12 protein-coding genes and 1 pseudogene are annotated in these 14,727 nt (G+C 70.8%); 5 read left to right on the forward strand and 8 right to left on the reverse strand.

From position 1 onward, the window contains the following. Positions 1-1,758 carry a gamma-glutamyltransferase gene (gene ggt / locus RMO97_RS03585; RefSeq protein WP_310539184.1) on the forward strand — a complete coding sequence of 586 codons (1,758 nt, stop codon included), beginning with the start codon at positions 1-3 and terminating at the stop codon, positions 1,756-1,758. Positions 1,759-1,985: 227 nt separating this feature from the next. Here the strand turns inward: ggt and RMO97_RS03590 are convergent, their stop codons facing one another. The 4 genes from RMO97_RS03590 to RMO97_RS03605 are packed head-to-tail and all read right to left on the reverse strand — an operon-like array spanning position 1,986 to position 5,410. Further along, a complete protein-coding gene (locus RMO97_RS03590; RefSeq protein WP_310539173.1) occupies positions 1,986-3,470 on the reverse strand; it encodes a HAMP domain-containing sensor histidine kinase in 1,485 nt (494 codons plus the stop codon). 54 nt (positions 3,471-3,524) lie between these two features. After that, positions 3,525-4,577 carry a quinone-dependent dihydroorotate dehydrogenase gene (locus RMO97_RS03595; RefSeq protein ID WP_310539174.1) on the reverse strand — a complete coding sequence of 351 codons (1,053 nt, stop codon included), beginning with the start codon at positions 4,575-4,577 and terminating at the stop codon, positions 3,525-3,527. Continuing rightward, complete coding sequence (locus RMO97_RS03600) at positions 4,574-4,915, reverse strand: DUF952 domain-containing protein (RefSeq protein WP_310539175.1); 342 nt, start codon at positions 4,913-4,915, stop codon at positions 4,574-4,576. The genes RMO97_RS03595 and RMO97_RS03600 overlap by 4 nt, the downstream gene beginning before the upstream one ends. Before the next feature lie 3 nt (positions 4,916-4,918). Then, the gene (locus RMO97_RS03605; RefSeq protein WP_310539176.1) at positions 4,919-5,410 is read right to left on the reverse strand and encodes a histidine phosphatase family protein; all 492 of its coding nucleotides are present in this window, start codon (positions 5,408-5,410) and stop codon (positions 4,919-4,921) included. A 109-nt stretch (positions 5,411-5,519) separates the two neighbouring features. Here RMO97_RS03605 and RMO97_RS03610 point away from each other — a divergent pair, with 109 nt between their 5' ends. Next, positions 5,520-6,677, forward strand: a complete 1,158-nt coding sequence (locus RMO97_RS03610) for a homoserine O-acetyltransferase (RefSeq protein WP_310539177.1) — start codon at positions 5,520-5,522, stop codon at positions 6,675-6,677. After that, entirely contained in the window at positions 6,674-7,333 is a 660-nt protein-coding gene (metW, locus tag RMO97_RS03615) for a methionine biosynthesis protein MetW (protein WP_310539178.1), read from the forward strand. The genes RMO97_RS03610 and metW overlap by 4 nt, the downstream gene beginning before the upstream one ends. Before the next feature lie 102 nt (positions 7,334-7,435). On the opposite strand, the gene RMO97_RS03620 is transcribed toward metW, so the two are convergent. Further along, the gene (locus RMO97_RS03620; protein ID WP_310539179.1) at positions 7,436-7,714 is read right to left on the reverse strand and encodes a hypothetical protein; all 279 of its coding nucleotides are present in this window, start codon (positions 7,712-7,714) and stop codon (positions 7,436-7,438) included. A gap of 9 nt (positions 7,715-7,723) precedes the next feature. Then, positions 7,724-10,780, reverse strand: a complete 3,057-nt coding sequence (locus tag RMO97_RS03625; RefSeq protein ID WP_310539180.1) for an autotransporter outer membrane beta-barrel domain-containing protein — start codon at positions 10,778-10,780, stop codon at positions 7,724-7,726. 148 nt (positions 10,781-10,928) lie between these two features. On the opposite strand from RMO97_RS03625, the gene RMO97_RS03630 reads away from it, so the two are divergent. Both RMO97_RS03630 and RMO97_RS03635 read left to right on the forward strand, forming a co-directional pair. Further along, a complete protein-coding gene (locus RMO97_RS03630; RefSeq protein ID WP_310539181.1) occupies positions 10,929-11,270 on the forward strand; it encodes a helix-turn-helix transcriptional regulator in 342 nt (113 codons plus the stop codon). A gap of 17 nt (positions 11,271-11,287) precedes the next feature. Beyond that, positions 11,288-12,601: a hypothetical protein gene (locus tag RMO97_RS03635; RefSeq protein WP_310539182.1), complete on the forward strand. Its 1,314-nt coding sequence runs from the start codon at positions 11,288-11,290 to the stop codon at positions 12,599-12,601. A gap of 270 nt (positions 12,602-12,871) precedes the next feature. Here RMO97_RS03635 and RMO97_RS03640 read toward each other — a convergent pair whose 3' ends face one another. Beyond that, on the reverse strand, positions 12,872-14,497 hold the full coding sequence (locus RMO97_RS03640; RefSeq protein WP_310539183.1) for an FAD-dependent protein: 1,626 nt from the start codon (positions 14,495-14,497) through the stop codon (positions 12,872-12,874). Positions 14,498-14,538: 41 nt separating this feature from the next. Further along, positions 14,539-14,727: pseudogene (locus tag RMO97_RS03645) on the reverse strand (nitroreductase); the annotation flags it as partial.

A 14,727-nucleotide genomic window follows, 5' to 3' on the forward strand; every position in this document is an offset into this window, starting at 1 on the left:
ATGGTGACGCCGCTCTCATTTCCAGTCCCCTCATTTCCGCGTGGTCCGTCCGTGTCGCAACTCAAGCGCCTGAGCATTGTCCTGCTGGCCGGCCTGGCCAGCGCCTGCGCCTCCCTGACACCCCCCCCTTCCGCCCCGACGCCTGGCGTCGGAACGGGCATGGTGGCGGCCGCCAATCCGCTGGCGGTGGAGGCTGGCGTCGGCGTGCTGCGCCGGGGCGGCTCGGCGGTGGACGCCGCGGTCGCCGTGCAGGCGGTACTGGGCCTGGTGGAGCCGCAGAGCTCGGGCCTCGGGGGCGGCGCCTTCCTGACCTATTACGACGCCAAGACCCGCAAGGTGACCGCCTATAACGGCCGCGAGACCGCGCCCGCCGCCGCCACCGACGCCCTGTTCCTGGACGAGACCGGCAAACCCCTGCCCTACGCCGCCGCCCTGATGAGCGGCCGCTCCACCGGCGTTCCCGGCGCGGTCGCCATGCTGTCCCTGGCGCAGTCCCAGCACGGCAAGCTGCCCTGGAACACTCTGTTCGCCGACGCCGAGAAGCTGGGCGACCAGGGCTTCACCGTCAGCCCGCGCCTGGCGGGCATGATCGCCGGCCGTTTCCCTCAGACCAGCGCCCCGGACGCCGTGGCCTATTTCGCCAATCCCGACGGAACCCGCATGAAGGCGGGGGACACCCTGAGGAACCCGGCCTACGCCGCGACGGTCCGTAAGATCGCCGCCGAGGGCCCCAAGGCGATCCTTGAGGGTCCCGTGGCCGAGGCCATCGTCGCGCGCCTGCAGCAGGGTGACCGGCCCGGCGCCATGACCCTGGCGGACCTCAAGAGCTACAAGCCCAAGGTCACTGACGCGACCTGCCAGCCATTCAGGATCTATGTGGTCTGCACGCCCCCGGCCCCCTCCGGCGGTCCCGCCGTGCTGGAGGGCCTGGCTATCCTGGAACACACCGACATCGCGGCCCATCCCAACGACGCCCAGGGCTGGTACCTGTTTTCCCAGGCCAGCCGGCTGATGTACGCCGACCGCGACCGCTATATGGGCGATCCGGACTTCGTGGACGTGCCCACGGCGGGCCTGCTCGACCCCGCCTATGCGGCCACCCGCGCGGCCCTGATCGCGCCCGACACCGCCGGTCCGGCGCCCGGCCCCGGCAAGCCCAGGGGCGCCGGCGTCCGCGCGCCGGACGCCACTCTTGAGCCCGCCGGCACCTCGCACCTGGTGATCGTCGACGCGGCGGGGAACGCCGTCTCCATGACCACCACGGTCGAAAGCATCTTCGGCAACGGCCGGATGGTGAACGGCTTCTTCCTGAACAATCAGCTGACCGACTTCTCCTTCGCGCCGAAGGACAAGAACGGGGTCCCGGCGGCCAACGCGGTGGCGGGCGGCAAGCGCCCGCGCTCCTCGATGGCCCCGGCCGTGGTCCTGGACAAGGACGGCCGGTTCGTCGCCGCCGTGGGGTCCCCTGGCGGCTCGGCGATCCTGGCCTATAACCTGAAAGCCCTGGTGGCCTTCCTCGACTGGAAGCTGCCCATCGACCAGGCCATCGCCCTGCCCAACCTGATCGCGCGCGGCGACACCTATGCCGCCGAACCGGCCAAGTTCCCGGCCGGCGTGGTGGAGGCCCTGGCCGCCAAGGGCGTCACCCTGAGACCCGGCGGGGGCGAAGACTCCGGCCTGCACGCCATCGTCATGACGCCCACGGGCCTGATGGGCGCTGCCGACCCGAGACGCGAGGGCGTGGCGAAGGCGCCGTAGTCAGCGCTCGCAGCTCACCAACTCTTCTCCCGGCGAAGCCGGGACGCAGATCATCCTGGAGCGTCGATCAGGACCCCTGTTCGTGTGGTTCGTGGTTCCAATTCTTCGGACCGCGACGCCGCGCGGCTGATCAAGATTGTCCACGAACCACACGAACCACACGAACGATGATCGAGCTCGGTGGGTGGAAGTGAATCTGGGTCCCGGCCGCCGCCGGGAGGAGCGGATCAGGACCCCTTCACCCTCACCCGCTTGGTCTTCAGCTGAGGAGGCGCGCCAGGCAGGCGCAGCTCGAACACCGAGCCCACGTCCCCGGTCTCGGCGAGGATCAGGTCCCCGCCGTGCCCCTGGGCCAGCTCGCGGGCGATGGCCAGGCCTAGCCCCGCCCCACCGGGCCGGCTTGATCCGGCGAAGGGCTGGAAGATCTTTTCCTGGGCGCGCTTGGACACGCCTGGACCATTGTCGGAGAAGCGGATGAGGGTCGCGCCCTCGGCCTGGCTCAGGGAGACGGTGACCACGCCGGGCGAGGCGCGGCCGTCCTGCGCCTCGATGGCCTCGCGGGCGTTGCGTAGCAGGTTGGCGACGATGCGGTGCAGCTGGTCGGGATCGGCGATGACCTGGTCGGCGGGATCGATCTCCGTTTCCAGGCGCACGCCGTCGTTAGACAGACGCGCCTCCTCCGCCGCCATCTCCAGGGCCGGGGCGAACAGCAGGGCGCCGATGTCGGGCGCCGCCTCCTGGGTCTTGCCATAGACCAGGACGTCGGTGGCCAGCTTCACGGCGCGGTCCAGGGCGCGCTCCAGGCGCGGCAGGGCCTGGGCCACCTTGGGATCGCGGGACGCCGCCAGCCGCTCAGAGGCGATCTGGGCGCTGGTGAGCATGTTGCGCAGGTCGTGGTTGATCTTGGCCACCGCCTCCCCCAAGGCCGCCAGGCGGGCGCGGGAGTTGAGCGCCACCCGCAGGTCGGCCTGCATCAGGTCCAGCTCCACCTCGGCGCGGCCGATCTCGTCGCGGCGCCCGGACGGATCGAGGTGCGAGGCCGGATCGTCTGGGTCCGCGCGGAACCGCTCCATGGCGTTGGTGATGCGCTGCATCGGACGCACCAGGAAGAAGGCCAGGGACAGATAGACCAGGATACCGGCCATCGTGGCCACGAAGGCCATGATCAGCAGCAGCTGCCAGAGATAGCGGGTCAGCTCGCGCTTCAGCACGGCGTCGGGGGCGACGATCTCGATGAAGTCGGCCTTACGGATGCGCGGTTCGGCGATCACCCGGACCATGCGGCCCTCACCGCCCCCCAGCAGCGTCTGGAAGGGCGCCGCCAGCCAGGAGATCGGGGCCTGGTCGCGCAGGTCCACGAGATAGGGCGCCCGCTCCAGCTTGGGCCCCTGCAGCACCAGGCGGCGCATGCCCTCGGTCTGGATCGCCACCCGCTGCACTCCGGCGCCCTCCAGCAGCTGGGCGGCCAGCGCCTCGCTCACCACCCGGTCGGGGGCGACGTCGGGGGCGATAGTGGCCAGTTCGGCGGCGCGGACCCGGTCCAGCAGCCACTGCTCTTCGAAGGAAGCCAGGGCCAGCGGCAGGGCCAGGGCCCCGGCGGTGGCCACGAACAGCACGGTGAGGATCAGCAGACGCGCGGAGAGGCCGCCCGGCCAGAAGAACCGCCGTCTGGTTCGCCTCGGGGGCGCCTGAGGCTGAGGGGCGTCCGCCATGAACCTTCCCCCTACTTCACCGTGGGGCTTTCGGCAACGCGACGTCTGTTCGCCTCATGCGCGAATCTGGCCGTCTGCGCCCACGGCGGCGGCCACACTGGCGAAGCCGTCGGCCCGCAGGCGACGGGCCAGGTCGGCCTTGATCCGCTGAACCAGCCCCGGCCCGCCGAACACCAGGGCCGAATAGAGCTGCACCGCGGCGGCGCCGGCCCGGATGCGGGCATAGGCGTCGGCGCCCGAGGCGATACCCCCCGCGCCGATCAGGACGAGGCGGCCCGCGGCGGCGGCGTGGAACTCCCCCATCATCTGCTGGGCCAGGGCCTTGAGCGGCGCGCCCGATAGCCCGCCGGTCTCGCCGGCATGAGGCGAGCGCAGGTCCGGGCGGCCGATGGTGGTGTTGGAGACGATGACGCCCGCCAGCCCATTGGCGATCACCGTCTCCACGATCGCCTCGACCTCGCCGGCCTCCAGGTCGGGCGCGACCTTCAGGAACATGGGGACGCGGCCCTCCGCCGGCAGCCGGTCGCGGGTTTCGGCCAGCCGCCCCAGCAGTTCCTCCAAGGCCGCCTTGGTCTGCAGGGCGCGCAGGCCCGGCGTATTGGGCGAGGAGATGTTGATGGTGAAATAGGAGGCCAGGCCCCACAGGCGCGCCAGGCCGGTCACATAGTCGCCGATGCGGTCCTGTGCGTCCTTGTTGGCGCCGATATTGGCCCCGATCACCCCGGGACCCCGCCGCGCCAGCCGGGCCGCGAAGGGCTCGAGGCCCTCGTTGTTGAAGCCCATGCGGTTGATCACCGCCTGGTCCTCCGTCAGCCGGAACAGGCGCGGACGCGGGTTGCCCGCCTGGGCGAGCGGCGTGACCGTGCCGCACTCCACGAAGCCGAAGCCCGCCGCCAGCATGGGGCCGAAGACCTGGGCGTTCTTGTCGAAGCCGGGCGCAAGGCCGACGCAGTTGGGCAGGGACAGCCCCGCCACCGTCGTCGCCAGGATGGGGTCATCGCGGCCCGCGCGGGGACCCAGGCCCATGGCCAGGCCCTTGATCGTGACGCCGTGGGCGTCTTCGGGATCCAGCACATGCAGGGCGCGGGCGGCCAGGTCGTGGATCACGCGAGGTCTCCCAGGATCGGCACGCCGTCGGGCCCCAGGGGCGCATCCGTCACCGACCGCACCTGGGCGGGGGTCAGCACGTTATAAAGGTGCGGAAACAAATCCCCGCCCCGCGACGGCTCCCACCGCAGCGCCGGCCCCAGGTCGTCGCCCTCCACCTCGAGCACCACCAGGCCGGTCAGGTCCTTGAAGTAGCGCCGCGCGGTCTCGCCGGCCTGGGCGGCCGTGGAGAAATGGATGAAGCCGTCGGCCAGATCGACCGCAGAGCCCAGGAAGCTTCCGGCGCTCTCGGCCGCCGCCCACTCGGCGCGGGAGAGGATCTTGTAGATGCGGGTCATCGCTCACCGCCGTGGGAAAAACAGGCCGTCATAAGACGGGCGTCCGGCGTGGTCGAAGAGGAAGACCGCCGCCGCCGCCGTGGGGAAACCGTTCTGCGCCTTGGCGATCAGGGCCGGGGGCGCCCCGCCGTCCCTCAGCATCTGGACGGTGAGGTCCTGCAGGCCCGGATTGTGCCCCACCACCATCACCGTGCCGCAGGCTGCGCCGGCCGCCTTGGCCAGCGACCGGACGCGGTCCGGCTCGGCCAGGTAAAGGCTGTCCTCGAAACGCACCTGCGCCCTTGGGAAGGCCTTGCAGACCGCCTCCCAGGTGTCCCGCGTCCGGGCGGCGGCCGAGACCAGCACTACGTCGGGACAGAAGCCCAGGTCGGCCAGGGTCGCGGCCATGGCGGTGGACGCCGCGATCCCGCGCGTCGCCAGCCGACGGTCGAAATCGTCGCCGCTGGGGGCGTCGCGCTCGGCCTCGCCGTGCCGCAGGAGGATCAGCCGGTCCATGGTCTCTCCGTCGCCCCACCCATGCGTGGGAGTCACCTCGGTTCATAGCGGGCCTCGCCGCCGACGCGAAGCGGTTGACAGCGAAAGAGGTTGGCGGTCCAAGCGGGCCATGAGCGACGTCGGCCACGCCACCCTCGCCACCCCCACCGACGGCGGGACCTGGAGGTCGCCGGCCGACCGTCCGTTGCGCCTGGATTCCGGCGCGGTCCTGGCCCCCCTGGAGATGGCCTACCGCACCTACGGGACCCTGAACGCCGACAAGTCCAACGCCGTGCTGATCTGCCACGCCCTGACCGGCGACCAGTACGTGGCCTCCACCCATCCAGTGACCGGCAAGCCCGGCTGGTGGACGACCGTGGTGGGGCCCGGACTGCCCCTGGATCCCGAGCGCCACTTCATCATCTGCCCCAATGTCATCGGCGGTTGCATGGGCTCCACCGGGCCCGCCTCCCTGGATCCCAGGACCGGCAAGCCCTACGGCCTGGCCTTCCCGATGATCACCATCGCCGACATGGTCCGCGCCCAGGCCATGCTGGTGGAGTCCTTCGGGATCGAAACCCTGTTCTCCGTCGTGGGCACCTCCATGGGCGGCATGCAGGTCCTGCAATGGGCGGCCGACTATCCCGAGCGACTGTTCTCGGCCATCGTGGTCGCCGCCGCCGCCCGCCACTCGGCCCAGAACATCGCCTTCCACGAGGTGGGCCGGCAGGCGATCATGGCTGACCCCGACTGGCGCGGCGGCGCCTATGAACTCGAGGGCGTGCGCCCGGAGAAGGGCCTGGCCGTGGCGCGCATGGCCGCCCACATCACCTACCTCTCGGAGACCGCCCTGCAGCGGAAGTTCGGCCGCGAGCTGCAGCGGGACGGCCTGTCCTGGGGCTTCGACGCCGACTTCCAGGTGGAGAGCTATCTGCGCCACCAGGGGGCCAGCTTCGTCGACCGCTTCGACGCCAACTCCTATCTCTACATCACCCGGGCGCTGGACTATTTCGACCTGGCGGCCAGCCACGGCGGGGTGCTGGCCAACGCCTTCCTGCGGGCCCGAAGTGTGCGCTTCTGCGTGCTATCCTTCTCCTCGGACTGGCTCTACGCCACCGCCGAAAGCCGCGACATCGTGCGCGCCCTGAACGCCGCCGGCTGTCGCGCCAGTTTCGCCGAGATCACCACCGACAAGGGCCACGACGCCATCTTTCTGGAGGAGCCGGCCCTGGACTCAGCCCTGCGCGGGTTCCTGGCCTCGGCCGCCGAGAAGCGGGGCCTGGCGTGAGGACGACCCGCGAGGACTTCAAGGAGATCCTCCGCCTGGTGCGCCCCGGCTCGCGGGTCCTGGACGTCGGCTGCGGCGAAGGCGAACTGCTGGAGCTGCTGACCCGGGAAAAGGCGGTCGATGGCCAGGGGCTGGAGATCTCCAGCCAGGGCGTCTCGGCCTGCCTGGCGCGCGGTCTGGCCGTGGTGCAGGGGGACGGCGACCGCGACCTCGATCACTTCCCCACCCGGGCCTTCGACTACGCCATCCTGTCCAAGACCCTGCAGCAGATGCGCGAGCCCAGGCACGTGCTGAACGAGCTGCTGCGCATCGCCGACCGGGCGGTGGTGTCCCTGCCCAATTTCGGCCAGTGGCGCGTGCGCTGGTCACTGATGGTCAAGGGGCGCATGCCCGAGACCAAGGCCCTGCCGGAGCCCTGGTGGTCGACCCCCAACATCCACCTTTGCACCCTGCACGACTTCACCGCGCTCTGCGACGACCTGGACCTGCGCATCGAGGCCTGTTCGGCCCTGAACGCCGGCAAGCCCGCACGGTCCATCGACCCGACGCGCGCCCTTGAGAACTGGCGCTCCGAGACCGCGCTCTTCCTGCTCAGCCGCAAGGGGGAGGCCGAGGCCAACCCCGCGGTGCGCAACGGCGAGCTGTTTGCGAAATAGCGCCCCCGCTCACCCCGGCGAAAGCCAGGGCCCGGAACGCTAGGGGGCGTCCGGGTCCCACACGGTGTGGGATGAGGGTCCGGGGGGGAACTTGCGGGCGGCTCAGGCGAGCCACCTTGGCTGGCGCGCGCCGGCCGCCGCCATCAGGCTGATCAAGGCCATGCCGCCCTCGAACAGGCACAGGACCGCGACGATCACGACCGGGGTCTCGCCTAGGGCGGCGGGGTCCAGGGCCACCAGGACGCCGCCAGCGATCAGGCATGACACCGCGCCCACGAAGGCCAGCTTGGAGCGCCACAGCGGCGGCTTTCCGGCGGTATGCCGGGCAATGCAGACGAGGACGGCGGCGAGCGCCAGAAGTCCTCCGGCCAGGTGGGTCATAGGCGCGCCTTAGAACACCAGGCGGGCGACGATGCGGGCGTCGTAGGCCTCGTAGTCGTCGCGAACCTCTCCGCCGCCTTCCAGCGCGAAGTCGACATAGTCGCTCTGGCCGCGGAGGGCCAAACGAACGACCGCACCCCCGCCAGAGAGCTCCGGGGCGGCGATGGTGAAGGCTGGTCCGCCGCTGACGAAGCGGGCCGTGGTGGCGTCCGCCCCATCTCCGGAGACCTGGCGCCAGCCGGCGGTGAGTTCAGGACCCCAGCGGAAGTCCCCCTTCAGGCCGAATCTGGCGCCGACGCTGACCCCGGCGAAGGCGGCGATCTGGCTGGACGAGCGCTCGTCGAGGGCCAGGTTCATGGCCTCGCCGCCGCCGGTCTCGGTGCGGTCGTCCTCCTTCAGCAGGAAGTAGTCCAGGGTGGCCTGGGGCCGGGCGTAAAAGGTCTCGCCCTCCAGGTTCCAATTCAGGTGGGCGTGGGCCGCGACCGTGGCGCCCTTCCAGTCGGACTCCGCAGTCCGGGTGAGGCCGGACTCGCTGAGCACCCGCCGGCTGTTCATCGCGGCGTAGCCGCCGGTGATCCCGGCCCCCAGGGTCAGGTCGCCGAGGCTCTCGCGCCAGTAGACCCCCGCCGACAGCACCATGCCCGACAGCGATTCCGAGCCCACGGCGCCGGCCTCGTCCACGTCGACATTGAGGAAGCTGGTCTGCATGCCAAGGGCGCCGAGCACGGTGTCGGGGGCCTCGATCCCGGCCGCGATCCCGAAACCGCCGGCGTCGTAGGCGGTGGAGCGGTCCACGTCGCGCTTGATCATCACCGCGATCTCCTGGGTCCAGGCTCTCAAGCCCCCGCCCGCGTCGCTCATGGAGGCGTCGGCGTCGGGGCCTCGGCCCGCGACGTCGGAGGCCGCCGCCAGGGTCTCGAAAAGCCCCCCCGAGTGGTCGGGCAGGAACTGGTCGTAAAGCTTCTGGAAGCCGGCCTGCGTAGTCTTGGAAAGCAGGGCGTCGCGGACGGCGGTGTCCTTGTCGAAGGCGGCGAACACCGCGTCATAGGCCGCGCTTTCCGAGGCGGTCATGCCCGCCTCGGCGGCGGTGCGGCGGCGCACCTCGGCCACTAGGCTGGTGGTGGGCGCGTCCACCCGCAGGGTGGCCTTGTAAAGGAAGGGCGTGTCGCCCAGCAGACTCTGGTCCAGGGTCCCGGTGGTGAGCGAGGCCGCCTTGATCAGGGTGAAGCTGGCCGGCGCCTCCAGCTTGGAGGCGAAGGTCAGGCCGATCTTGGAGCCGGTGGCGAGCGTCGCGGCGCCCGAGACGTTGAACAGGGTGGACTTGGCGGCCTTGGGATCGGCGGTGAACACCAGCTCGCCGGCCGCGCCCAGGTTCAGGCTGGTGAGGTTGACCGCCGCCGTGCTGGTGTCGGTCAGCCGGCCCTTGACGATGTCGATGGTGAGCCCACCGCCAGCGTCGGTGAGCGCCCCGGTCAGCTTGGCGCCGCCATTGATCACCAGGCTGTCGGCGCCCGAACCGAAGGCCACCGCCCCCTTCAGCACGCCCGCCAGCAGCTCCAGCCGCCCCGCGCCCGAGCCGAACAGCACGTCGCCGGCGATGGTCGGCGTGATGGCGGTGTCGCTGTTGGCGTACTGGCGCAGCACCACGCCGGCGATATTGGCCCCCAGGTCGAAGGCGATGGCGCGACCGGTCACCGGGAGGGTGGTGTCGGTGGCGGTCACCGTGGCGACCACCGAATGGATGTTCTCTATGTTGCGCAGCGACCCCGAGGCGTCCAGCACGGCGGTGGCCGAGGCCTTTGAGCCATTGACGAGGGCGTTGATGGAGCCGCTGTTGGCCAGGTAGGGCAGCGAGGCCCCGGCGTCGACGCGGATCGCCGCGATGTCGTTGGCGTCCTTGGCCACGGTGGTGGCCTTGATCACCCCGGCGTTGGTGAGGTTGGCGCTCTGGGCGCCGGCCCCCATCCAGAAGGCCGAGGCGCTGGCCTTCACCCCGGTGGCCAGGATCGAACCGGAGTTCCAGACCCCGCCGTCCACGGTCACCGTCCGCCCCAGGCCACCGAACTTCAAGCCCACCGCGTTGATCCCGTCATAGACGCCCGCGCCCTGCACTGTGCCCTTGTTCATGAAGCCGAACGCGTCCGCGCCGGTCCCCAGCACGCCGAGCCGGACATTGCGCGTGTCCGAGCCGATCAGCACGCCGGGCGCTGAGCCATAGGCGCTGGCCGAGCCGGATGACCCGATCAGCATCCCGCCGAACAGGTCGCCGCGCACCCGCACCGCCGGCCCGCCGATCAGCAGGTCGTCGGCGTCCAGCTTGGCCACCACCGCGTCGGTCCCCCGCGTCGTGGACCGGAAGCCCGAGGCTCCAACCGCGGCGTTGATGGAGAGCTTGCCGCCGACATTGTCCTCCAGGGCCACGCCCACGGAGTCCTTGCCTTGGGTGGTGACGCTCCCGGTCACCACCACGTCGCCACCGACCGTGCCCAGGGCGTGCAGCCCATAGGAACGGTCGCCAATCACCGAGAGGATCCCCGCGGTCTGCAGGGATCCGTCGATGGCGCTCTCCAGCGCGACGCCGGCTGAATCGTTGCCCTCCACGGTGATCGCGCCCGCAGTCTGGGTGATGGAGCCATGGAAGGTGCCGGGCCCGGTGACCCGCACGCCGACCCGGTTGGAGCCGACGGCGAACGGCCCATCATTGTCGCCGTCGGTGTCGGTGTCTTTGATCTCGGCGGTCTCGTCGACGGTGATGGAGCCCGACAGCTTCACCGCCCCGGTATTGCCGCCGACGATCGCCAGGCCGGTGGCGTTGCTGGCGTCCGAGATCGAGAGGGTCCCCTCGTGGGTGACGTTGTTGTTGCTGTTCAGGGTCAGGGCCGCGCCGCTGGTGACCTTGATGGACCCCGCCGAGGTGACCTTCACGTCGTCCCGCGCGCCGCTGGCCGCCGTCGCCGTGGCCAACGGCGTGGTCACCGCCGTGGAGATTGCGGTCTCGGCCCAGGCGGGCGCGGCGACCAGGCACAGGGGGGAGGCCGCGGCGAGCAGGAGGTGACGAAGCGACATGGGATATCCGAAAGATGAGGACGAAGGCGCGGGTGATGTCTATGGTCGGCGACGAGGCGTTATGCGTCGTGTAAGAATGTGTTGCGTAAGAACTGTATATCGGTCCGATTGTGGCCGCAAGATGGCGTAGCTCAGGAGTTGAGATCCAATGCCCAGACCCGCGGTTGATCCCATCCGCGCCGCCGCCACCAAGAGCCTGCGGCAGGCGGCGGGACGCTGGCTGAAGGCCGGGCGCGAGGCCGCGGGCCTGACCCAGGCCGAGTTGGCCGAGCGGGTGGGCATGCGCTACTACACCTTCGTTTCGCAGGTGGAGAGCGGCCTTGGCCGAGTTCCCATCGAGATGCAGGGGGCCTGGGCCCTGGCCGTCGGCCTGGATCCCGCCCACTTCGCCCGCACCCTGCTCGCCTATTACGAGCCTGAGCTGAACCGGCTGCTGTTCGGGGACGCCGCGCAGATCTTCCCCGACGCCCAGCGCGCCTTCGGAACCTGAAGGACAGCCCCGCCCCGATGAGCAACATCGTCCCCTTCACGCCCCGCGCCGAGACCGGCGGCTGGTCCGCCGGTGAGCGCGCGCGGCTGTCGGAGCTGGCCGACCGGCTGGCGGCGGACGGCATCCACGTGCGCGTGGTCTATGGCGCCACCGACGCCGGTGACCCCTGGTGTGTGATCACCGACGAATTCGACGAAGTCCTGGTCCACGTCGCCCGCATCAACGGCCAGTTCGTCATCCATGACGCCGCCGCCGACGTGGTGGAGGAGGACGACACCCTATGGACCGCCGTCGACCGCCTGCTGGGCGCCGACTGGCGCGACGGTCAGGGCGAGGTGGTGGTGCCCATGGCCGCCCGCCAGGCCCAGAGCGTCATCGCCCTGGTGGTGGCCGCCGCCTTCTTCGAGATGACCGCACAGGCCCAAGAGACGCCCGAGTCCGCAGCCCATGACACCGGCGCCGCGGCTCTGGCCGCCTTCGCCACCGCCGTCCTGGCCGCGCCGGCCGCCGCCGAGGACCACCAGCGCTTCGAACGCCTGGCCGCCCCCGCCGACGACACCGCGCCTGGGGACCGCGCGACGCTCGCCGTCGCCGAGGAGGCCCCGGGGGCCCGGGCGCCCACTGGCGAGATCAAGCCGGCCCCCACCGGCGTGGGCGGCCCGGCGGCCGAGCCCCCGGTCCTGGCGGCCCAAGCCCAGGCGGACCTCCTCCAGGACGCCGAGGGCGCCAACGTGATCATGGGCGGCGCCGGCGACGACAGCCTGAGCGGCGGTGGCGGGTCTGACCGCCTGGTGGGCGGCGCCGGGGACGACACCCTGTCGGGCGGCGGCGCGGGCCCGGGCCAGGCCGACCTGCTGGAAGGCGGCGACGGAAACGACCAGATCCACCTCGGCGCCCAGGTTGTGGCCATCGGCGGCACGGGGGACGACACCTTCGTCCTCGAGGTCGCCAAGGCGCCCGAGACACCGCCGCAGCAGCACGATTTCGGCGTCATCCTCGACTTCACCGCCAGCGACCGGCTGGTGGGCGCCAATGGTCAGGTGGTCAATGTGATCAGCGCCACGATCCAGGACGACGTGCTGAGCGGCCTGCGGGGCTTCAACTTCCCCGGCCATCTAACGCCGCCCCTCCCCGGCTTCCGCGTCGAGATCGACGTCGATGGCGACAACCAGGGCGACGGCTTCCTGACGGTGGCCGGGACGGGCGCGGCGGGGCTGGCGGGCCACCTCCTGGGCCGTGGCGCGCTCCCTCCTGCCCCAGCCGAACAGCCTGACGTGGTGGTGTCGACGAGCCATGCTGCCGCGCCGCCGGGCGATTTCCTGCTGGGTTAGGGTTCCTAACACGCTCATCCCGGCGACCCGAAGGGCGGCGCGAAGCAGCCAAGTCCGGGACCCAGATCCACCTCTGGCCTCCGGTCAGGACCCGCCGTTCGTGTGGTTCGTGTGGTTCGTGTGGTTCGTGGTTCCAAGCCTTCCAGCCGTGACACCGCCAAGACCGATCAGATTGTCCACGAACCACACGAACCACACGAACGGTGGGTCACCTCGGACGGCTCTGGATGAGTCTAGGTCCCGGCCTTCGCCGGGATGAGCGGGGTGTGGCTAGGCCACGGCCTCCCCCACCATCGCGCGGGCCACCGCCTCGGCCACCTTGATGCCGTCGATGGCCGCCGAAAGGATGCCGCCGGCGTAGCCCGCCCCCTCGCCCGCCGGGAACAGTCCCGCCAGGTTCAGGCTCTGGAAATCGGCGCCCCGGGTGATGCGGATCGGCGAGGAAGTACGGGTCTCCACCCCGGTCAGCACAGCTTCGGGATCGTCATAGCGCGGGATCCTGCGGCCGAAGACCGGCAGGGCCTCGCGCATCGCCTCCACCACATAGTCGGGCATCAGGGCCGCGAGATCGGTGGGCCGCACGCCGGGCTTGTAGGAGGGAACCACGCTCCCCAGGGCGGTAGAGCCCCGCCCCGCCAGGAAGTCCCCCACCGTCTGCCCCGGGGCGTGATAGCCGCCGCCGCCGGCCGCGAAGGCCGCGCTCTCCAGCGTCCCTTGCAGGGCGATGCCGGCCAGGGGATGGTCGCTCCCGTAGTCCGAAGGGTCGATCCCCACCACGAACCCGGAATTGGCGTTCCGCTCGTTGCGCGAATACTGGCTCATGCCGTTGGTGACCACGCGGCCGGGCTCCGAGGTCGCCGCCACCACCGTCCCCCCCGGGCACATGCAGAAGCTGTAGACCGTGCGGCCGTTCGTGCAGTGATGAGACAACGAATAGGACGCCGCGCCCAGGTCCGGGTGGCCGGCGCAGGGCCCGAACAGCGCCTTGTCGATCCAGGACTGCGGATGCTCGATGCGGAAACCGATGGAGAACGGCTTGGCCTCGATGTGAACGCCGCGGTCGTGCAGCATGGTGAAGGTGTCGCGGGACGAGTGGCCGACCGCCAGCACAACATGCTCGGCGGCGACGAACGCCCCGCCCTTCAGGTGCAGGCCCCTTAAACGCCGTGCGCCCCCAGGCCCCGGCTCGATCTCCACGTCGGTGACCTGATGGCCGAACCGGTACTCTCCGCCCAGGGCCTCGATCTTGGCGCGCATGGCCTCCACCATGGTCACCAGGCGGAAGGTGCCGATGTGGGGGTGGGCCTCGGTGAGGATCTCCGGGGGCGCCCCGGCCTCCACGAACTCGGTCAGCACCTTGCGGCCCAGGAAGCGCGAGTCCTTGACCTGGCTATAGAGCTTGCCGTCGGAGAAGGTGCCGGCCCCGCCCTCGCCGAACTGGACATTGGACTCGGGGTCCAGCTCGCCGCGCCGCCACAGACCCCAGGTGTCTTTCGTCCGCTCACGGACGGCCTTGCCGCGATCCAGGATGATGGGACAGAATCCCATCTCCGCCAGAATCAGCCCGGCGAACAGGCCGCACGGCCCCGCGCCGATCACCACGGGCCGCACCGCGCCCTCCGGCGCCTTGGCCACAAGCCTGTAGGAGGTATCCGGGGTCGGCCGCAGGTGCGGGTCGCCCGCCAGCCGCGCCGCCACGGCGGCCTCGTCCCTCAGCTCGACGTCGACGATATAGACCTTGAGGATCGCCGCCTTCTTGCGCGCGTCGTGGGCCCGCTTCCACACCGACCAGCGCAGGATCTCGCCCTGCGGCACGCCGAGTCGCGCGGCGATCGCCGCCGGCAGGGCGCCGGCCTCATGGTCGAGGGGCAGCTTGAGTTCCGAAATCCGCAACATCCCGGTTCTCTATCCGGTCGCGGCGGCCTGCGCACCCGCTCCTAGTCGTTGAAGCCCACGAAGACGGTGGCCTCTTCGACGGCCTTGCGCTCCGACACCACCGCATTGGCGGGGAAGTCGTCATCGGGCCAGCCCAGCGCGACGGACTTCAGGATCACCTGATCCTCGGCGATGCCGGCGTGCTCGCGCACCACCGGCGACTGCATGATGCCCTGGCTGTTGATCACCGC

This window comes from Phenylobacterium sp., assembly GCF_031425575.1.
Classification (GTDB): domain Bacteria; phylum Pseudomonadota; class Alphaproteobacteria; order Caulobacterales; family Caulobacteraceae; genus Phenylobacterium.